Here is a 20,151-nt window from a genome sequence, read left to right on the forward strand (position 1 = left end):
AGGATTTCCCCGCATGAGCCCATCACGTCCCTTTATCCTGCGCCCGGTCGCCACCTCGCTGCTGATGGTGGCCATCGTGCTGGCCGGCCTCGTGGGTTTCAAGTTCTTGCCGCTCTCGGCCCTGCCGCAGGTCGACTACCCGACCATCCAGGTGCAGACGCTTTACCCCGGCGCCAGCCCCGAAGTCATGGCCCAGACGGTCACCGCGCCGCTGGAGCGCCAGTTCGGCCAGATGTCCGGCCTCCAGCGTTTGAGCTCCACCAGCGCGGCCGGCGTCTCCATCGTCACGCTGCAGTTCGGCCTGGGGCTGACGCTGGACGTGGCCGAGCAGGAAGTGCAGGCCGCCATCAACGCCGGCGGCTCGCTGCTGCCCGCCGACCTGCCCGCCCCGCCCGTGTACGCCAAGGTGAATCCGGCCGATGCGCCGGTGCTCACGCTGGCGATTACCTCCGACACGCTGCCGCTCACCGAGGTGCAGAACATTGTCAACACGCGGCTGGCGCTCAAGATCAGCCAGGTCAACGGCGTGGGCCTGGTCTCGCTGAGCGGCGGGCAGCGCCCCGCCGTGCGCATACAGGCCGACACGCGCGCCCTGGCTTCCTACGGCCTGGGCCTGGATTCGCTGCGCACCGCCATCAGCGCCGCCAACGCCAACGGCGCCAAGGGCAGCATTGACGGGCCCACACGCTCCTATTCCATCAATTCCAACGACCAGCTGGTCGCCGCCAGCGACTACCAGCGCCTGGTCATCGCCTACCGCAACGGTGCGGCGATTCGCGTTTCCGACGTCGCGCAAGTAGTCGACAGCGCAGAAAACATCAAGCTGGGCGCCTGGTCAGGCATGAAGCCGGCCATTATCCTCAACGTGCAGCGCCAGCCCGGCGCCAATGTGATCGCCACGGTGGACGCCATCAAGGCGCGCCTGCCCGAACTGCAGGCCGGCCTGCCCACCGCGCTCAATGTCGAGGTACTCAGCGACCGCACCACCGGCATACGCGCCTCGGTGCTGCATGTCGAAATCGAACTGGTGCTGGCCGTGCTGCTGGTGGTGCTGGTGATTTTTGCGTTTTTGCACAGCCTGCGCGCCACCGTGATCGCCAGCCTGGCCGTGCCGATCTCGCTGGTCGGCACCTGCGGCGCCATGTACCTGCTGGGCTACAGCCTGAACAACCTGAGCCTGATGGCCTTGACCATCGCCACCGGCTTTGTGGTCGACGACGCCATCGTGATGATAGAAAACATCTCGCGTTACATCGAGGAAGGTGAGGCGCCCATGGCCGCCGCCCTCAAAGGCGCGACGCAGATCGGCTTCACCATCATCTCGCTGACGGTCTCGCTGATCGCGGTGCTGATCCCGCTGCTCTTCATGGGCGACGTGGTGGGCCGGCTGTTCCGCGAGTTCGCCGTCACGCTGGCCATCACCATCCTGATTTCCGCGGTGGTCTCGCTGACCCTGGTGCCCATGATGTCGGCACGCTGGCTCACGCGCCACCCCGAGGGCGAGCCGGAAGGCGGCCGCTTCGGCCAGGCCATGCAGCGCTTCTTCGACAAGGTCATCCACCACTACGACCGCTGGCTCACCTGGGTGCTCAGGCGCCAGGGCCTGACCCTGCTGGTGGCGCTGGCCACGCTGCTGCTCACGGTGCTGCTGTATGTGCTGATCCCCAAGGGCCTGTTCCCCACGCAGGACACCGGCCAGCTGCAGGCCCGCATCGAGACCGCGCAGTCGGTGTCCTATGCCCGCATGGCCGGACTTCAGCAGGCGGCGGCCAAGGCCATTCTCGAGGACCCGGACGTTGAAACACTGAGCTCCTTCATAGGCGTGGACGCGGCCAACAACACCATGCTGCACACCGGCCGCATGCTAATCAACCTCAAGTCCAGCCGCAGCGGCAGCCAGCAGGAGACCATGGACAGGCTCAAGGAGCGCGTTGGCCAGGTGGCCGGCGTGACGCTGTACTTGCAACCGACGCAGGACTTGACGATTGACGCCGAGACCGGCCCCACGCAGTTCCGCGTCTCGCTCGAGGGCTCGGACAACGCCACCGTGGTGCTCTGGGCCAACAAGCTCGCCGAGCGCATGCGCCAGCTGCCCGGCGTGCGCAACGTGGCCTCCGACGCCGGCTCCAGCGGCGCCTCGGCCTACATCAACGTGGACCGCGACACCGCCTCGCGCCTGGCGGTCACCACCTCGTCGATTGACGACGCGCTCTACAGCGCCTTCGGCCAGCGCATCGTCTCCACCATCTTCACCGAGACCAACCAGTACCGCGTGATCCTCGAAGCCATGCCGGACCCGCTGGCCACGCCCGCCTCACTGGGCGCGCTGCGGCTCAAGACCGGCTCGGGCAGCACCACGCCGCTCTCGGCGATCGCCACCATACGCGAGCAGCCCGCGCCGCTGCAGATCACCCGCGTGGCCCAGTACCCGGCCACCACGCTGGGCTTTGACACCGCGCCCGGCACCTCCCTGGGCCGCGCCGTCGACGAGATCCGCCAGGCCGCCAAAGACGTGGGCCTGCCCGGCAGCGTGACCCTGAGCTTCCTGGGCGCGGCCGGCGCCTACCAGGCCTCGCTGTCCAACCAGCTGTGGCTGATCCTGGCCGCCGTGATCTGCGTCTACATCGTGCTCGGCGTTCTGTATGAAAGCTACATCCACCCGCTGACGATTCTCTCCACCCTGCCCTCGGCCGGCGTGGGCGCCCTGCTGGCCCTCATGCTCAGCGGCTCCGACCTCGGGGTCATAGGCATCATAGGCATCATCCTGCTGATAGGCATCGTGAAGAAAAACGCCATCATGATGATCGACTTCGCGATTGACGCCGAACGCAACGAAGGCAAGTCCCCCCAAGAAGCGATTCACCAGGCGGCGCTGCTGCGCTTTCGCCCCATCCTCATGACCACACTGGCCGCCCTCTTCGCCGCCGTGCCGCTGATGCTGGGGTTTGGTGAGGGCGCCGAGCTGCGGCAGCCGCTGGGGTTGTCGATTTTTGGCGGGCTGATTGTGAGCCAGATGCTCACGCTGTTTACCACGCCCGTCATCTATCTAGGCTTTGACCGCCTGGGGCGGAGGTTTGGACGCAAGAAAGAGGTTCTTGCATGAGGGCCTTTCCCTCATTCTCCCGTTTTCAAGGTTTTTGTTCTTTGCAAAGGCCTGCTGGCCGGGGGTTGCCCGGCGGCAACTCACTTTTCTTTGCTTCGCCAAAGAAAAGTAAGCAAAAGAAAGGCGACCCTGGTTCCTGCGTCCCCTGCGCTTCGCTCCGGGGCAACCTGCGGTGCTCGGTCCAGCCGGGGTCAAAAACAACTCGCTTCGCTCAAACAAGTTTTTGCCCTGATCCGTCTGGCCCTGCGCTCCTCGGCGCATCCACAAGGGGTGGGGACAAAAATACCAAACAGCCGAAAACCAATACCGAATACCTGAAGAAACAAGGACACGCCATGGCGTGTCCTTGTCGGTATTTGTCCCCGCTCCCGCTTTCCCCGTCCTGGCTGGGCCGAGGAGCGCAGACGGAGGCGGATCAGGGATCGCGCTTGTTTGAGCCGAAGGCGAGTTTGCGCGAGACCCCGCCGGAGTCGAGCACCGCAGGTTGCCCGAAGCGAAGCGGAGGGACCCAGACTGCGGGTCGCCTTTTCTTTGGTGACTTTCTTTTGGCGAAGCAAAAGAAAGTTACTTGCCGCCGGGCAACCCCCGGCCAGCAAGCCTCAGCAAAAAGCACAAAGGCCGGAGCAAGACCCGGCCAGAGCAAGCTCGGCAAGGGTTGGGGAGGAAGCCCATGAACCTCTCCGAACCTTTTGTCCGCCGCCCGGTAGCAACAGTCCTACTAACAATAGGCCTGGCCCTCGCCGGCATAGGCGCCTTCTTCGTATTGCCGGTCTCCCCCCTGCCGCAGGTCGACTTCCCGGTGATCTCGGTCAGCGCCACCTTGCCGGGCGCCAGCCCCTCGACCATGGCCAGCAGCGTGGCGACGCCGCTGGAGCGGCGGCTGGGCATCATCGCGGGGGTCAATGAAATGACCTCCTCGAGCGGCAGCGGCTCGACGCGCATCAGCCTGCAGTTCGACCTCAACCGCAAAATCGATTCAGCCGCGCGCGAGGTGCAGGCCGCCATCAATGCCTCGCGGGCCGACCTGCCGGCCAGCCTGCGCAGCAACCCGACCTACCGCAAGGCCAACCCGGCCTCGGCGCCCGTCATCATCCTGGCGCTGACCTCCAAGACGCGTTCGCCGGGCCAGATCTACGACGAGGTCTCCAACCTGGTACAGCAAAAAATCGCCCAGGTACCGGGCGTGGGTGACGTGGAGCTGGGCGGCGGTTCGCTGCCCGCGGTGCGGGTGGAGCTCAACCCCTTCGCGCTGAACCGCTATGGCGTGGCCGCCGAAGACGTGCGCGCGGCGCTGCAGGCCTCCAACGCCAACCGGCCGCGCGGCGCCATCGAGGGCAACGGCCAGCGCTTCCAGATCTACACCGGCGCCAGCACCGCCAGCGGCGGGCGCCGCGCCGCCGACTACCAGGACCTGGTCGTGGCCTGGCGCAACAACGCGGCCATACGCCTGCGCGACGTGGCCGAGGTGCAGGACGGCGTGGAGAACACCAACACCCTGGGCCTGTTCAACGGCGAGCCGGCCGTGATCGTGCTGGTCACGCGCCAGCCGGCCGCCAACGTCATCGAAACCGTGGACGGCGTGCGCGACCTGCTGCCCGAGCTGCAGGCCCAGCTGCCGCAGGACGTGCGCCTGCAGGTCGCCTCCGACAGCACCAACTCGATACGCTCCTCGCTGCATGAAATCGAACTCACGCTGATCATCTCCATCGTGCTGGTGGTGCTGGTCGTCAGCGCTTTTCTGCGCAGCGCCCGCGCCACCATCATTCCGGCGGTGGCCACGGTGGCTTCGCTGCTGGGCACCTTCGGCGTGATGTACCTGATGGGTTTTTCCCTCAACAACCTGAGCCTGATGGCGCTCACGGTGGCCACCGGTTTTGTGGTCGACGACGCCATCGTGGTGCTGGAGAACACCAGCCGCCACATCGAGGCCGGCATGGACCGCTTCAAGGCCGCGTTGCTGGGCGCGCGCGAGGTGGGCTTTACCGTGCTGTCCATCAGCCTGTCGCTGGTGGCGGTGTTCATCCCCCTGCTCTTCATGGGCGGGCAGATAGGCCGGCTGTTCCGCGAATTCGCCGTCACGCTGTCGGCAGCGGTGCTGATCTCGCTGCTGATCTCGTTGACCACCACACCCATGATGTGCGCCTGGCTGCTCAAGCCCGACGCGCACAGCAAGCCGCCGGGCCGTATTGCGCGCTGGTTTGAACGCGCCTTCAACCGTGTGCACCGCAGCTATGAGACCAGCCTGGACTGGGCGCTGCACAGCAAGCTGCTGGTGATGCTGATCCTGGCGGCCGTGGTGGGCCTGAATGTCTACCTTTATGTCAAAGCGCCCAAAGGCTTTTTCCCGCAGCAGGACACCGGCCAGATCAACGGCGGCCTGCGCGCCGACCGCAGCATCTCCTTCCAGGCGTTGCAAGCCAAGCTCAAGCAACTCGTGGACATCATTCGCGCCGATCCGGCGGTGGACACCGTGGTCGGTTTTACCGGCGGCTCGCGCGCCGGCGGCGGCTTCATGTTCATCAACCTCAAGCCGGTCGGCCAACGCAAGGAAGGCGGCCAGGCCGTGATCACGCGGCTGCGCCCGCAGCTCGCGCAGGTGACGGGCGTGAGCCTTTTCCTCAACACCGTGCAGGACCTGCGCGGCGGCGGGCGCCAGACCAACTCCACCTACCAGTACACCCTCAAGAGCGACAACGCGGCCGACCTGAGCCAGTGGGCCACGCGCCTGGCCGAGCGCATGAAGACCCAGGAAGCGCTGACCGACGTGGACACCGACCAGCAGGAAAACGGCGTAGAGACCATGGTCACCGTCGACAAGGAAAGCGCCGCGCGCCTGGGCATCAGCTCGCGCGACGTGGACAACGCGCTCTACGACGGCTTCGGCCAGCGCCAGGTCGCCACGATTTACGCCGAGCTCAACCAGTACCACGTGATCATGGAGGTCGCGCCGCGCTACACGCGCAGCCCCGAGTCGCTCAAGGACATCTATGTGCCGGCCAAAAATGCCGGGGGCGGCACGGGCACAACCGCCACCACAGCCACGACTACCAGCACCGCGGCAGCCTCCACCAGGTCCACTTCAGCCACGGCCGCAAGCACGGGCACATCCAGCACCTCGGCCGCCTCCACAAGCGGCAGCACAACCACAAGCAGCACGCCCAGCATCAGCGCCAACCCGGGCCTGCGCGACGCCTCCAGCGGCAATGTGCTGAGCACCGCGCCCAGCACCATGGTGCCGCTGTCGGCGATCGCACGTTTCAGCGAGAACCCGACGGCCGCCTCCATCAGCCATGAGGACGGCGAACTCTCGACCACCATCTCCTACAACCTGGCCGAGGGCTTCACGCTGAGCGACGCCGAGGCGGCGGTGCGCCAGTCCGAAGCCGACATACGCCTGCCCACCAATGTGCGCGGCAGTTTTGCGGGCACGGCGCTCAGCGCCCAGCAATCGCAGGGCCAGCAGCCGCTGCTGATCCTGGCCGCGCTGGTGGTGATCTACATCGTGCTGGGCATCCTGTACGAAAGCCTGATCCATCCCATCACCGTGCTCTCCACCCTGCCCTCGGCTGGCGTGGGTGCGGTGCTCGCGCTGCTGCTGTTCAAGCTGGACTTTTCCATCATCGCGCTGATAGGCATCTTCCTGCTGATAGGCATCGTCAAGAAAAACGCCATCCTGATCATCGACTTCGCGCTGGAGGCCGAGCGCGCGCGCGGCATTTCAGCGCTGGAGGCGGTGCGCGAAGCCTGTTTGCTGCGTTTTCGCCCCATCCTGATGACCACGCTGGCCGCCATCCTGGGCGCGCTGCCGCTGGCCATAGGCTTCGGCGAAGGCGCCGAGCTGCGCCGGCCGCTGGGCATCGCCATCATAGGCGGGCTGATCGCGAGCCAGCTACTCACGCTGCTGACCACGCCGGTGGTCTATGTGCTGATGGACAAGCTGCGCCGCCGCAGCCCTCTTGAGCGCCAGCTCAGCCGCCACCCCGGCGAAACCGATGCGGCGCCGCAAGTGCCATGATGGACAAGACCATGAAGAACTTTCCCCACACCCCTCGCTTTGAACGCCGGCTCATCGCCGCAGTCTTGCTGGCCCTGCTCGCCACCGGCTGCGCCGTCGGCCCCGACTACAAGCGGCCCACCACCGCCGAAGTGAGCAATTTCAAGGAAGCCGAAGGCTGGGTGCCGGCCGCGCCGGCCGATGCGCTGGAGCGCGGCCCGTGGTGGAGCCTCTTCAAGGACCCGGTGCTGGACCAGCTGCAGTCGCGCGTGGACGTCTCCAACCAGAACGTTGCGCTGGCCGTGGCCGCTTATGCCCAGGCGCGCGCGCTGGTGCGCGAGCAGCGGGCCTCGTTGTTTCCCACGGTCACGCTGGACGCCGGCGCCACGCGTTCGCGCGCCAGCGGCAATGTCGCGACCAACAGCACCGGCCGCGTCGGCAACAACTACCAGCTCAGCATAGGCGGCAGCTGGGAGCCCGACGTCTGGGGCCGGCTGGGCCGCGCGGTGGACAGCGCCACGGCCGGCGAACAGGCCAGCGCCGCCGACCTGGCCTCGGCCAAGCTCTCGGCCCAGGGCGAACTCGCCGCCAATTATTTTTCGCTGCGCCAGACCGACGCGCAAAAGGCCTTGCTGGAAACCACGCTGGCCGGCTACCAGCGCGCGCTCGAAATCACGCAAAACCGCTACAAGGCCGGCATCGCCGCCAAGACCGACGTGCTGCAGGCACAAACCACGCTGGCCAACGCCCAGGCCGACAATGCCGGCCTGCAGCGTACGCGCGCGCAGCTTGAACACGCGATCGCCGTGCTGGTCGGCGAAGCGCCCGCCAATTTCAGACTGCCGCCGGCCGCCTGGAACCCGCTGGTGCCCGAAGTGCCGCTGGGCGTGCCCTCGGCCCTGCTGCAGCGCCGGCCTGACATCGCCGCCGCCGAGCGCCGAGTGGCTTCGGCCAATGAACAGATAGGCATCGCCAAAAGCGCCTACTTCCCCAGCCTGTCGCTGAGCGCCTCGGCCGGCACCGGTGCCAGCCGCGTGGCCGATTTGTTCAAGGCCTCAAGCAGCGTCTGGTCCCTGGGCCTGTCGGCCGCGCAGCTGATTTTTGACGCCGGCGCCACGGGTGCACGCGTGGACGGCGCGCGGGCCGCGCATGAACAAGCCGTGGCCCGCTACCGCCAGACCGTGCTGGTCGCCTTCCAGGACGTGGAAGACCAGCTCTCGGCCACCCGTGTGCTGCAAACCCAACAGGATTTGCGCCGCCAGGCCTCGGAAGCGGCCGACCAGGTCGAGCAGCAAGTACTGAATCGCTACCGCAGCGGCCAGGTCGGCTACACCGAAGTCATCACCGCCCAGGCCACGGCCCTGAGCGCGCGCCGCGCCCTGGTGCAGGCCATGGCCGACCGCCAGACCACGGCTGTGGCGCTGATCCAGTCATTGGGGGGCGGCTGGCAGGTGGCGAAGTAGTTCTCAGCTCAATGCCAGCTGGCCGCCAGCACAGGCGCCGGCGCCGTTGGCTGCTGGCTCATCAGCGTGGTCTGGTCCACGGGCGGCGGCGCAAAAGCGGCCATGGCCTGCACCAGGCTTTGCACCTGCGGGTCCAGCGGCAACTTGCCGTCGCCAGCCTTGAACGGCTCGGCACTATTGCCGGTCCCACCGTTCAGGGCCACACCACCCGGGTTGAGGCTGCCGGCCTCCGGCAAGCTGCCGGTGGGCCGCCAGGGGGTGGGATAAACGGTGTAAGCCTGGTTCACCGTGCTGTCACCCTGGCTGAGCGAGGTCACGAACACATTCGTGCCCCCGCCAGGCCACGGCGGACCGAAGACAAACATCGACATAAACAGCTTCATGTTGCCGGACGCATCATTGATCACTGAGAGCGACGCATTGCCGATGCCTTGCCCCTCTGTCGGAGTCTGGATTGAAAGCGGAGTAAGGGTCTCCGCAACCTCGTCGTACAGGTAGAGCCGGAAACTCGAAAAGTCGAACTGATTGGTTTGTGCCTCAACGATGGTGTAAGGCCGCTTCTTATAGACTATGAACGTGCGATCGCCCATGTTTCCATCCGCATAGACATCCAGCAGCTGGTTGAGCTTGGTGTTCTCCTCAAAACCCCACTGCTTGAAACCCGTCACGACGCCAATGGCGTTGTAGTCGCGGGCAGCGCGGCCGTCGCCGCGGTAGAAGTGGAAGCCCAGCTCTATCTTCATGGTGTCGGGGTTCCCGTCGTACTGGATCCAGCGGAAGTTCGGGGTTCCCTGCGCATGGCTGTCTGGGACCCATGGCGTATCAAAGGTCTTCATTGGGTTGTTCCCGAGCAGCGCCGCGAGGTTGTCGTAAAGCCGTACCTCGATAGTGGCGTGGTGAAACGGGTACGGTGGTTGGTCGTTCCGCTCGAACGCCAGCAGGTAGCGTCCGTCGTACAGGCGCCTCAGGGTGCCCTGGCTCGCGAAGCTGCAATTCAGAGTCGTCTGGCGGGTCCAGCCGCCTAGCAGGTCGGAGCTGGTTGCAATATGGAGGGCGGCCTGATCTGGTCTGTTTGGTACCGGTGTGTGATAGACGCCCACGTAAGAGCCGTCACTCTCCTGCTGGACCTCGAGTGCGTCCATGAAGGTGCCGGTATTATCTTTGATCCCGCTCCTGGAGTTCGCGGACGTACGGGCCTTGGTTATTCGAGTCTTTCGCGAAGGCTAACAACGATTGTCCGGAAGCGGCCAATTTTTGTAGGATTTTCTGGTGATGGCTACGCTTGGCTCTCAAGCGTGCCTGCCCAAGAAACTGGGTGAATCGGCTATGGGCGGGGTCTACCCGCCGTGCAAGGCTGCCAGAAAAAACCGCGCCGCCTCGCTCAGCGGCCTGTCCTTGCGCGTGATGCTGCCGAAGGCTTCCATCTTGTGGCGGATAAAGCAGGGCAGGATGACCAGCAGGCCGTGGCGCGCATAGGTGTCGGCAATCGACTGCGGCATCACGCCGACCATGTCAGTCTCAGCGATCAGGTTGGTGGTGGTCAGGATGGAGGCCGTCTCTATCAGGCCCTTGGGTGAAGGCGCTTGCAGCATGCGGAACTCCTGCTCGAGCACCTCGCGCATGGGGCTGCCGGTGGGCTGCAGAATCCAGCCGTAGCCCAGTAAGTCGGCGAACTTCACGGCTTTCTTTTTGGCCAGCGGGTGCCGCACACCGACAACCAGGGCCAGGGCCTCGTTCTCCAGCGGCGTGAAACTGTAGTCGGCGCGGTGCTCGTCGCGTATGCGGCCTATGGCGACGTCGAGCACGCCCTCGCGCAGCAATTCAAACAATCGGTCGCTGGTGTCCATGGTGATGTCGACCGACAGCAGCGGATAGGCTTTTTTGAGCGCGATGATGGCCTGCGTGAGCAGGTTGGGCGAAGGCGCCATGATACTGCCGACCGAGACGCGGCCCGTTCCGCCCAGTTCCAGCTCGGCCAGCTCGCGCGTCATTGACTCCACCGAGCCGCGCATGCCGCGGAAGTAGCGCAGCACGCTGGCGCCGGCCGGCGTGAGTTTTTGCCCGCGGCCCACACGCTCGAACAGGCGCTGGCCCAGCGCGGACTCAAGCTCCTGGATCATCTTGGTCGCGGCCGGCTGCGTCATGCCGAGTTCGGCCGAGGCCTTGCGCAGCGTGCCGTGCTCGCCCACGGCCAGGATCAGCGCAACCTGGCGCATGCGCAGGCGATTCAGCAGTTGGGGAATCGATGAGGAGCTACGGGGCGTGGCGAGCATGGCGGGCCTCCAGGGGGGCGTTAATTTCAATTGATCACCTTAGGTTATCAAATAATCAGGGATTTTCAATTTACGTTAAGTGTCGCCATCCCTACCATCAGGGCATTCGTTCCAGCTTTCCCGCGCCTTTCCCACAACAATGACCCGGAGACAAAGACAATGCCCCGCCTGAAAGCCCTCAAACTCTTCCCTGCCCTGCTGGGAGCCGCCTGCGCCTTCAGTGCGGCCCCGTCCGCCCTGGCACAGGAATGGCCCGCCAAGCCGGTGCGCATCCTCGTGGGCTCGGCCCCCGGCGGCGGCACCGACGCCATGGCGCGCGCCGTGGCCGACCGGCTGGGCCCGCTGCTCAAGCAACCCGTGGTGGTCGAGAACCGCCCCGGCGCCTCCAACACCCTGGCGGCCGACCTCACGGCCAAGTCCACCGACGGCCACACCCTGCTGATGGGTGTCTCGACCGCGCATGCGATCGCGCCGCACCTGCTCAAGCTCAGCTACGACAACAACAAGGACCTGGTACCCGTGGTGTTTGTGGGCGCGGTGCCCAATGTGCTGGTGGTCAACAATGCCTTGCCGGTCGACTCGGTGCAGTCGCTGATCAAGCTGGCCAAGAGCAAGCCGGGCCAGCTCAATTACGCGACCAGCGGCTCGGGCAGCACCCAGCACATCGCGGCAGAGCTCTTCAAGGACCAGGCCGGCGTCTTCATCACCCACATCCCCTACCGCGGCAGCGGTCCGGCGCTGATCGACCTGGTGGCCGGCCAGGTGCAGCTGAGCTTTGACACCATGCCCTCGGTCATAGGCCAGATCAAGAACGGCCGCATCAAGCCGCTGGCCGTGGCCAGCGCCAAACGCAACCCGCAACTGCCCAATGTGCCCACCATGGCCGAAGCCGGCCTCAAGGGCGTGGAGATGAGCGCCTGGTATGGCATCTACATGCCGGCCTCCACGCCCAAGGCTGTGCAGGAGCGCGTCTATAACGAGGTCACCAAGGTGCTGGCCATGCCGGAAACGCAAACCCGTTTGAGCGCCATAGGCGCCGACCTCACGCCCATGACGCAGGCCCAGTTCGCGCAGTTCCATATCGATGAAAACAAGCGTTATGGTGAGCTGATCGCACGGAAAAACATCAAACTCGACTGACGGAATCAAACCATGAGCAACACGCAAACGCCGCCTGTGATCGCCCTCACGCTGGGCGACGCGGCCGGCATAGGCCCGGAACTGGTCGCCCGGCTGCTGGCCCAGCCCGGCATCACGGCAGGCGCCAACATCGTGCTGGTGGGTGACGACTGGCTCTGGCAACAGGGCCAGGCCACGGCCAAAGAGGCTGTGGCGACCCAGGCCGTCACCAGCCTGGCCGAAGTGCGCGACCGCGCCGACACCCGCCTGCCGGCCTTTCTGGCAACCCACACGATTCAGTCCACCCAGGTGCAGCGCGGCCAGGCGCAGGCCGCCTGCGGCGCGGCCGTGCTGCAGGTGCTTAACCTTTGCATGGACGGCGCCAAACGCGGCGAGGTCGACGCGATCTGCTTCGCCCCGTTGAACAAACAGGCCATGAAGCTGGGCGGCCTCAAGCATGAAGACGAACTTCACCACTTCGCCGAATACCTGGGCGTGACCGGCTACTTTTGCGAGTTCAACACCCTGGGCGACTTGTGGACCTCGCGTGTCTCGTCCCACATTCCGCTCAAAGACGCGGCGGCCATGCTGAGCAAACAACGCATCGTGGACGCAGCAAAGCTGATTTATGCCTCGCTGCAGGCCAGCGGCAACGCCCATCCCAAAGTCGCGGTGGCGGCCTTTAACCCGCATGGCGGCGACGGCGGCGTCTGCGGGCGCGAAGAGATCGACATCATCGAGCCGGCTGTGGCCGAGCTGCGCGCAGCTGGCATTCCGGTGGACGGCCCCTTCCCGGCCGACACCATCTTTTTGAAAGCGCGCGACGGCCTCTACCAGGCCATCGTCACCATGTACCACGACCAGGGCCAGATCGCGATCAAGCTCATGGGCTTTAGCAAAGGTGTCACTGTGCAAGGCGGCCTGCCGGTGCCTATCACCACGCCGGCCCATGGCACGGCCTATGACATTGCGGGCCGAGGTGTGGCTGACGTCAATGCCACGCTCAATGCATTTCGCATTGCCCAGCGCATGGGTGCGGCGCGTTTGTTGGCAAACGCCTGAACTTTTTCTTTTTTTACCTTAGAGAACTCTTATGAAAATCAAATCAGTCCGCGCCCGCGTCTTCGAATGGAAAGGCAAGACCGTTCCACCCCAGGGCAATTTCTGCTCCAACGCCATGGACCTGGTTTACTCCAACACCGAGACCATGAGCACCTTCCGTTTCCATTCCTGGACGGTGGTCGAGATCGAAACCGACGACGGCATCGTCGGCCTGGGCAACGTCGCGCTGGCGCCGCACATCGCCAAAGCCATCATCGACCAGTACCTCACGCCGCTGGTGCTGGGCCAGGACCCCTGGGACTATGAATACCTGTGGCAGCGCATGTACCGCGCCACCCATGCCTGGGGCCGCAAGGGCGTGGCCATGGCCGCGATCTCGGCGGTGGACATCGCGATCTGGGACATCCTGGGCAAGTCAGTGGGCAAGCCGGTGTTCAAGCTGCTGGGCGGCCGTACCAAGGAAAAGATTCCCTGCTACTACTCCAAGCTCTACCGCACCGACATCAAGGCCATGCAGGACGAAGCGCAGAAATACCTGGACCAGGGTTTCACCATGTTCAAGTCGCGCTTCGGCTACGGACCGGCGCATGGCACCAAAGGCGTGGCGGAAAATTTGAAGGCCGTCGAGGCGCTGCGCGAAGTGATCGGCTACGACAACGACTTGATGCTCGAGTGCTACATGGGCTGGAACCTCGAATACGCCAAGCGCATGCTGCCCAAGCTCGAGAAATTCCAGCCGCGCTGGGTCGAGGAGCCCGTGATCGCCGACGACATCGACGGTTATGCCGAATTGAACCAACTGACCAGCATCCCGATTTCGGGCGGCGAGCATGAGTTCAGCCTCTACGGCTTCAAGCAGCTGCTCGACAAAAAAGCCGTGTCCGTCGTGCAGTACGACACCAACCGCGTGGGCGGCATCACGGCCGCGCACAAGATCAACGCGCTGTGCGAAGCCTATAGCGTGCCGGTAGTGCCGCATGCCGGCCAGATGCACAACTACCACCTGACCATGAGCACCCTCGCCTCCCCGATGAGCGAATACTTCCCGATGTTCGATGTGGAAGTCGGCAACGAGCTGTTTTATTACATCTTCGACGGCGAGCCCGTGGCCGAAAACGGCTTTTTGCAGCTCGACGACAACAAGCCCGGCCTGGGCCTGACCATGAAGACCGAGTTCCTCAAAGACTTCAACATCGTCGAATGAGCGCCATGGCCGCCAGATACCAGGGCGTGTTTCCGGTGGTGCCCACCACCTTCACCGACGCGGGCGAGCTGGACCTTGCCAGCCAGAAGCGCTGCGTCGATTTCATGATTGACGCGGGATCGACCGGCCTGTGCATACTCGCCAACTTTTCGGAGCAATTCGTGCTGTCGGACGAGGAGCGCGAAGTGCTGACCAGCACCATCCTCCAGCATGTGGCGGGCCGCGTGCCGGTGATTGTGACCACCACCCACTTCGGCACCAGGGTCTGCGCCGAACGCAGCCGCCGCGCGCAGGACCAGGGCGCAGCCATGGTCATGGTGATGCCGCCCTACCATGGGGCCACCATCCGCGTGCCGGAAGAAAAGATCTACGAATTCTTCGCCACGCTGTCGGCCGCGATAGACATTCCCATCATGATCCAGGACGCGCCTGTCAGCGGCACGCCGCTTTCGGCCACCTTCCTGGCGCGCATGGCCAAGGAGATTCGCAACGTCGCCTACTTCAAGATCGAAACGCCGGGCGCCGCCTCCAAACTGCGCGAGCTGCTGCGCCTGGGCGGCGACGCGATTGAAGGCCCCTGGGACGGCGAAGAAGCCATCACCCTGCTGCCCGACCTGGAGGCCGGCGCGACTGGCGCGATGACAGGCGGCGGCTACCCCGACGGCATACGCAGGATCATGGACGCCTGGACGGCCGGCAAGCGCGAAGAGGCCGTGGCCGAATACGCGCGCTGGCTGCCGCTGATCAATTACGAGAACCGCCAGGGCGGCATCCTCACGGCCAAGGCACTGATGAAGGAAGGCGGCGTGATCGCCTGCGAGGCGCCACGCCATCCCTTTCCCGCCATGCATCCCGAGGTGCGCAGGGGCTTGCTGGCGACTGCGCGCCGGCTGGACCCGCTGGTGCTGCGCTGGGGCAAATAGGCGCTTCAGCCGCCTGCCGGCGCAGGCCTCGTTTCCTTTCTGGCTCCCCATTTTCAGGACATCCATGCCGCTTCGGGAAACACTCTTGCTGGTGCAAAAATGCGCCCATACCTTCAGCTTTTACGACCTGGCCACGGGCCTGGCGCAAAAACACATCGTGCTGCCGAATTTCCCGCATGAGTTCACGGTGGACGCGGCGCGCGGCCTGGCCTATGTGGGCCACTACGGCATAGAGACGGCCAGCCACCTGGGTGACATGGGCGGGCACTCGGTGTTTGTGATCGACCTCGCGCGGCAGGAACACGTGGCCACGCTGAACCTCTGGCCTTACTACCGGCCGCACGGCCTGACGGTGGATGGCCAGGGGCGGCTGTTTGTGATGTCGGAGGCGCACAATGTGCTGCTGCGTTTTTCGGATCCGGCGAAGGTGTTTGTGCCCGACCTGGCGGTGCCCTCGGGCGGCTACAAGACACACCTTTTCGCACTGACCAAGGACGCGCAGACCGCATACGCGCTCAACCTGCTGTCCAACACCGTGACCAAGATCAAACCCAACGACCCGACCTTCACGCCGGTGGCCATGGTGCCGGGCCCGGTGCCCGAGGGCAATGTGCTGTCGGCCGACGAGTCCCTGCTGTATGTGGCCAACCGCGGCGACGACAGCATTGTGGCCGTGGACACGGCGACCATGAAGGTCGTGGCCCGGGGCAAGACGCGGCGCGACCCCAACCGCGTCTACCGCTTCCGCGGCGCGCAGGGCGATGAGCTGCTGCTCACCACCAACTCGGGCGAACATTCGCTCTCGGTCTTCGGCACCGACCTGCAGGAGCAGCGCTGCTTCGCCCTGCCCAGCAATCCGCTGGCCCTGTCCTTCCACCCGGTGGAGCGCGCGGTGTATATCTCTTTCCAGGACGACACGGTGCGCCGGCTGGATCTCGACAGCTTTGAGTTCGGCCAGCAGATCAAGACCCTGCGCGAACCCGATTCATCTTACGTCTGGCGGCATTGAGGCCATGACGCCGGCGCGGCCCATCGTCGATGCTCACCACCACCTGTGGGACCTGTCGCGCGGCCACTACCCCTGGCTGCAGGAGGCCTACGACCCCAAGGCCTTTTTCCTGGGCGACTACCGCGCCATCTGCCGGGACTTTCTCGCGACCGACTACCGCGCCGCCACGGGGCCTTGCGAGGTGGTCGCGACCGTGCATGTGGAGGCCGAGCGCAGCCGCGACCAGCAGTTGGCCGAAACCGCCTGGCTGCACGAGGTGCACGCGCAGCACGGCTTCCCGAATGCCGTGGTCGCCCATGCCTGGTTTGATCGCCCCGACAGCGAGGAACACCTGTTCGCACAGTCTCGCTTTCCGCTGGTGCGCGGCATACGCAGCAAGCCGCTGACCTCGGCCTCGCCGGCGCACGGCGTCAAAGGCCAGCCCGGCAGCATGCAGGACGAGGCCTGGCTGCGCGGCTTCTCGCTGCTGGAGAAATACGGCCTGCGCTGGGACCTGCGCGTGCCGGCCTGGCATCTGCCCGAGGCGGCCGAAGTGGCGGCGCTGTTTCCCAAGGTACCCATGGTCCTGAACCACCACGGCTTTGCCTGGGACCGCAGCGAAGAAGGCCTCAAGCGCTGGCGCGGCTGGATGGAGACCCTGGCCCGGCAGGAGAATGTGCACGTCAAGCTCTCGGAGTTCGGCCTGCGCGACCGGCCCTGGGATCTCCAGGAGAATGCGCGAATTGTGTATGAAACGATTGCAATTTTTGGATGGCAGCGCTGCATGTTCGCCAGCAACTTTCCGGTGGCCGGCCTGCGTATCAGCTACCCGGACCTGGTTGGCAGTGTGGCCGGTATGCTGGCCCGCCTGCCGGGTCACCAGCAACATGCGATGATGTGCGCCAACGCCCTGCGTTTTTATGCGATTGATGTGACGCCGCCCTTGTGAGACCGCTTTTGTGAAACGGCCTGCGCGCCCACCTCGTCCTTTCGTCATTCCTGAATCAAGTTCAACTCCTGGAAGCACACCCATGACCACAAAACACGACAACCTCATCAACGGCCAATGGCTGGCCGGTAACAGCTACAGCCCCAACCTGAACCCCAGCAACCTGGCCGACGTGATCGGCGAGTACACGCAGGCCGACGCAGCCGGCCTGGACGCGGCCGTGCAGGCCGCGCAGGCGGCTTTCCCGGCCTGGTCGACCTCGGGCATACAGGCGCGCTCGGACGCGCTGGACAAGATAGGCACGGAGATCCTCGCGCGCCGCGAAGAGCTGGGCACCCTGCTCTCGCGCGAAGAAGGCAAGACCAAGCCCGAAGGCATAGGCGAGGCCACGCGCGCCGGCCATATCTTCAAGTTCTTCGCCGGTGAATGCCTGCGCCTGTCGGGCGAAACCATTCCCTCGGTGCGCCCCGGCATTGGCGTGGAGATCACGCGCGAGCCGGTCGGCGTGGTCGGCCTGATCACCCCCTGGAACTTCCCCATCGCCATCCCGGCCTGGAAGATCGCGCCGGCGCTGGCCTTCGGCAACTGCGTGGTCCTGAAGCCCGCCGACCTGGTGCCCGGCAGCGCCTGGGCGCTGGCCGAGATCATCTCGCGCTCCGGCATCCCGGCCGGCGTGTTCAACCTGGTCATGGGCCCGGGCCGCGTGATCGGCGATGCGCTGGTCAACCACCCCGGCGTCAACGCCATCAGCTTCACCGGCTCGGTCGGCGTGGGCAGCCGCATCGCCGAGGCCTGCGCGAAAAATCTCAAGAAGGTGCAGCTCGAAATGGGCGGCAAGAACCCGCAAGTCATCCTCGACGACGCCGACCTCGCGCAGGCGGTGGAGCTCAGCGCGCAGAGCGCCTTCTACTCCACCGGCCAGCGCTGCACGGCGTCGAGCCGCCTGATCGTGACCGAAGGCATTTACCCGGCTTTTGTCAAAGCCCTGCAGGAACGCATGGCCCGCATCAAGGTCGGCGACGCCCTCACGGCCGGCACCGACGTGGGCCCGGTGTCCTCGCAAGCACAGCTTGAGCAGGACTTGAGCTACATCGAAATCGGCAAGGCCGAAGGCGCGACCCTGGCCTTCGGCGGCGCGCGCATCCCCTGCCACACCGGCAGCGGCGCCGAAGGTTATTACATGCAACCGGCCCTCTTCAGCGAAAGCACGGCCGGCATGCGCATCAACCGCGAGGAAATTTTCGGCCCGGTCGCCAGCATCATCCGCGTGAAAGACTACGAAGCGGCCCTGGCCACCGCCAACGACACGCCTTTCGGCCTGTCAGCCGGCATCGCCACCACCAGCCTCAAATACGCGACCCACTTCAAGCGCCACAGCCAGGCCGGCATGGTCATGGTCAACCTGCCTACCGCGGGCGTGGACTACCACGTCCCCTTCGGCGGCCRCAAGGGCTCCAGCTACGGCCCGCGCGAACAGGGCAAGTACGCGCAGGAGTTTTTCACGACGGTGAAGACGGCTTACACGCTGGCTTGATCCTGCCTCGCAGCCTGTTCGACCAGCGCCAGCAGGTCGGGCAGGCAGCGGGTGGCGAGATCAAAACGCGCCACCACGGCCTGGCGCGCCGCCTGCCCCAGGTGTGCATGGGCGGCCGGATCGGCCAGAACGGCCACCACGGTTTCGGCCAATGCCCGCACGTCAAAAAAATCAAACAGCAAACCGTTGACCCCGTGTTCCATGACTTCCTCGACAGGGGCGGTGCGGCTACCAACCACCACGCAACCTGCGCTCATGGCTTCCAGGCAGCTCCATGACAGGACAAAGGGATAGCTCAGGTACACATGGCAGCGTGAGACCTGCAGCAACTGGAGGTAGCGGGCGTAAGGCAGTGTTTCGACAAAATGGACGCGCTGCATCGGCAGCCGATCGCCGACTTCCCTGAGCAGGACTTCACGCCATGTGCCGCCACCCGCGGGTTTGGGGCCGTAGCTCACCTCGTCCCCCCCTACCAGCACACAATGAGCATGGGGCCGGGCTTTGAGGATGGCGGGCAAGGCCCGCATGAAGATATGGAAGCCCCGGTAAGGCTCGAGGTTGCGGTTGATGAAAGTCAGGACTTCGTCGCCGGGCTTGAATTGCAGGCCTTTGCCCGCCAGGGAAAAACAGGCGCCGGGATCGGGCCTGGCCAGGCCTGTGTCTATGCCGTCGTGAATGACCCGCACTTTGCCGCGGTATTCCCCCGGCACTTGCCGGCGCTGCCATTCGGTGGGTGCATAAGCCGCATCCGCCGCGCTCAGCGCATGCAGCAGCGTGGTGTTTTTCAGCCGCAAGGCGGAACGCGCCAACAGGCTTTCGCGGTAGAACTCCGGGTCAAAATCGTAATCACTGCCCTGCGCGGAATAGTAGAACTCGGAAAACACCATGAGCCTGGCGCCCGGCCACACGTCCTTGCAAAAAAGCGCTTCGCCCCAGCCTGGGTGCGCGACGATGAGGTCGGGGATAAAGCCGTGGTCACCAAGCCTTTGCATGGCCTGCGCGCATGCCTGGCCATACAAGGCCTTGACCTCAAAATTGCGGGCCATCGCCAGCTGGCTGGGCGCTTTGAGGGTGGGGAGCTGGTAGCGCACGAGCTGCACCCCCTCCACCGGCCGCGGCGTGATGCCCAGCCCCAGGACCTCGTGTCCCTGCGCCGCCAGGGCCCTGGCCACATGGACAAACTGCCCCGGGAAGTTCTGGTGGATAAACAGGTAACGGCGCCGCGGGGGTGTTGACGCTTCATCGGGTTTGGTGCCGGCACCTTCGGAAACGGGAGTCTTGGGCTTCATACATCAACGGCGTGGAGGCTTTCCAGCGGAAAGCCGGGTGGTTGCATGCGGCAGGAACTGGGACACGGGTACCTCGCTCGAGCCTCGAACAAACCACTCTAGGCACCATACATTTAGAAACAACTACCCCAATCGGACCCTGCGCCGACGGTGGTGCCGCTCGCTACCAGCAGGAGAGACAACGCCCTCGCCTTGGGCGGCGCGTGGTTAGACTACTTACCCGGCACAAGGCAAAACGCCTGCGGTATCT

General features: G+C 65.0%; 13 protein-coding genes. 10 read left to right on the top strand and 3 right to left on the bottom strand.

Going from position 1 to position 20,151, the window contains the following annotated elements; all coding sequences use genetic code 11:
- Nucleotides 1-13: 13 nt before the first annotated feature.
- From AC1DUN_RS06695 to AC1DUN_RS06705, 3 genes are all read left to right on the top strand, one after another.
- On the top strand, nucleotides 14-3,103 hold the full coding sequence (locus AC1DUN_RS06695; protein WP_477713280.1) for an efflux RND transporter permease subunit: 3,090 nt from the start codon (nucleotides 14-16) through the stop codon (nucleotides 3,101-3,103).
- 670 nt (nucleotides 3,104-3,773) lie between these two features.
- Nucleotides 3,774-7,118, top strand: a complete 3,345-nt coding sequence (locus AC1DUN_RS06700; RefSeq protein ID WP_477713281.1) for an efflux RND transporter permease subunit — start codon at nucleotides 3,774-3,776, stop codon at nucleotides 7,116-7,118.
- An 11-nt stretch (nucleotides 7,119-7,129) separates the two neighbouring features.
- Nucleotides 7,130-8,560, top strand: coding sequence for an efflux transporter outer membrane subunit (locus AC1DUN_RS06705; RefSeq protein ID WP_477713282.1), 1,431 nt, complete (start codon nucleotides 7,130-7,132; stop codon nucleotides 8,558-8,560).
- Nucleotides 8,561-8,568: 8 nt separating this feature from the next.
- On the opposite strand, the gene AC1DUN_RS06710 is transcribed toward AC1DUN_RS06705, so the two are convergent.
- Together AC1DUN_RS06710 and AC1DUN_RS06715 are read right to left on the bottom strand one after the other, a co-directional pair.
- The gene (locus tag AC1DUN_RS06710; RefSeq protein ID WP_477713283.1) at nucleotides 8,569-9,702 is read right to left on the bottom strand and encodes a hypothetical protein; all 1,134 of its coding nucleotides are present in this window, start codon (nucleotides 9,700-9,702) and stop codon (nucleotides 8,569-8,571) included.
- A 195-nt stretch (nucleotides 9,703-9,897) separates the two neighbouring features.
- Nucleotides 9,898-10,833 (bottom strand): LysR family transcriptional regulator, encoded by a 936-nt coding sequence (locus tag AC1DUN_RS06715; protein WP_477713284.1) that lies wholly within the window; start codon nucleotides 10,831-10,833, stop codon nucleotides 9,898-9,900.
- A gap of 159 nt (nucleotides 10,834-10,992) precedes the next feature.
- Here AC1DUN_RS06715 and AC1DUN_RS06720 point away from each other — a divergent pair, with 159 nt between their 5' ends.
- The 7 genes from AC1DUN_RS06720 (at nucleotide 10,993) to AC1DUN_RS06750 (ending at nucleotide 18,612) form a co-directional block, all read left to right on the top strand.
- Nucleotides 10,993-11,973: a Bug family tripartite tricarboxylate transporter substrate binding protein gene (locus AC1DUN_RS06720; protein WP_477713285.1), complete on the top strand. Its 981-nt coding sequence runs from the start codon at nucleotides 10,993-10,995 to the stop codon at nucleotides 11,971-11,973.
- A gap of 12 nt (nucleotides 11,974-11,985) precedes the next feature.
- Nucleotides 11,986-13,014: a 4-hydroxythreonine-4-phosphate dehydrogenase PdxA gene (locus AC1DUN_RS06725; protein WP_477713286.1), complete on the top strand. Its 1,029-nt coding sequence runs from the start codon at nucleotides 11,986-11,988 to the stop codon at nucleotides 13,012-13,014.
- A 31-nt stretch (nucleotides 13,015-13,045) separates the two neighbouring features.
- Nucleotides 13,046-14,218, top strand: a complete 1,173-nt coding sequence (locus tag AC1DUN_RS06730) for an L-rhamnonate dehydratase (RefSeq protein WP_477662056.1) — start codon at nucleotides 13,046-13,048, stop codon at nucleotides 14,216-14,218.
- 5 nt (nucleotides 14,219-14,223) lie between these two features.
- The gene (locus AC1DUN_RS06735) at nucleotides 14,224-15,141 is read left to right on the top strand and encodes a dihydrodipicolinate synthase family protein (RefSeq protein WP_477713287.1); all 918 of its coding nucleotides are present in this window, start codon (nucleotides 14,224-14,226) and stop codon (nucleotides 15,139-15,141) included.
- A 64-nt stretch (nucleotides 15,142-15,205) separates the two neighbouring features.
- Complete coding sequence (locus tag AC1DUN_RS06740) at nucleotides 15,206-16,150, top strand: YncE family protein (RefSeq protein WP_477713288.1); 945 nt, start codon at nucleotides 15,206-15,208, stop codon at nucleotides 16,148-16,150.
- A 4-nt stretch (nucleotides 16,151-16,154) separates the two neighbouring features.
- A complete protein-coding gene (locus AC1DUN_RS06745) occupies nucleotides 16,155-17,078 on the top strand; it encodes an amidohydrolase family protein (protein WP_477713289.1) in 924 nt (307 codons plus the stop codon).
- 82 nt (nucleotides 17,079-17,160) lie between these two features.
- Nucleotides 17,161-18,612: an aldehyde dehydrogenase family protein gene (locus tag AC1DUN_RS06750; RefSeq protein WP_477713290.1), complete on the top strand. Its 1,452-nt coding sequence runs from the start codon at nucleotides 17,161-17,163 to the stop codon at nucleotides 18,610-18,612.
- Here AC1DUN_RS06750 and AC1DUN_RS06755 read toward each other — a convergent pair.
- Entirely contained in the window at nucleotides 18,597-19,901 is a 1,305-nt protein-coding gene (locus AC1DUN_RS06755; protein WP_477713291.1) for a glycosyltransferase, read from the bottom strand. The genes AC1DUN_RS06750 and AC1DUN_RS06755 overlap by 16 nt on opposite strands.
- Between the last annotated feature and the right edge of the window lie 250 nt (nucleotides 19,902-20,151).

The sequence above is a fragment of the Polaromonas sp. P4_F6 genome (assembly GCF_056401275.1).

Bases quoted from the DNA above. Each gene is read 5' to 3' on its own strand.
- AC1DUN_RS06725 (WP_477713286.1), top strand. From the start codon at position 11,986: ATGAGCAACACGCAAACGCCGCCTGTGATCGCCCTCACGCTGGGCGAC.
- AC1DUN_RS06700 (WP_477713281.1), top strand. From the start codon at position 3,774: ATGAACCTCTCCGAACCTTTTGTCCGCCGCCCGGTAGCAACAGTCCTA.
- AC1DUN_RS06720 (WP_477713285.1), top strand. From the start codon at position 10,993: ATGCCCCGCCTGAAAGCCCTCAAACTCTTCCCTGCCCTGCTGGGAGCC.
- AC1DUN_RS06695 (WP_477713280.1), top strand. From the start codon at position 14: ATGAGCCCATCACGTCCCTTTATCCTGCGCCCGGTCGCCACCTCGCTG.
- AC1DUN_RS06735 (WP_477713287.1), top strand. From the start codon at position 14,224: ATGGCCGCCAGATACCAGGGCGTGTTTCCGGTGGTGCCCACCACCTTC.
- AC1DUN_RS06730 (WP_477662056.1), top strand. From the start codon at position 13,046: ATGAAAATCAAATCAGTCCGCGCCCGCGTCTTCGAATGGAAAGGCAAG.
- AC1DUN_RS06740 (WP_477713288.1), top strand. From the start codon at position 15,206: ATGCCGCTTCGGGAAACACTCTTGCTGGTGCAAAAATGCGCCCATACC.
- AC1DUN_RS06745 (WP_477713289.1), top strand. From the start codon at position 16,155: ATGACGCCGGCGCGGCCCATCGTCGATGCTCACCACCACCTGTGGGAC.
- AC1DUN_RS06755 (WP_477713291.1), bottom strand. From the start codon at position 19,901: ATGAAGCCCAAGACTCCCGTTTCCGAAGGTGCCGGCACCAAACCCGAT.
- AC1DUN_RS06705 (WP_477713282.1), top strand. From the start codon at position 7,130: ATGAAGAACTTTCCCCACACCCCTCGCTTTGAACGCCGGCTCATCGCC.
- AC1DUN_RS06715 (WP_477713284.1), bottom strand. From the start codon at position 10,833: ATGCTCGCCACGCCCCGTAGCTCCTCATCGATTCCCCAACTGCTGAAT.
- AC1DUN_RS06710 (WP_477713283.1), bottom strand. From the start codon at position 9,702: ATGGACGCACTCGAGGTCCAGCAGGAGAGTGACGGCTCTTACGTGGGC.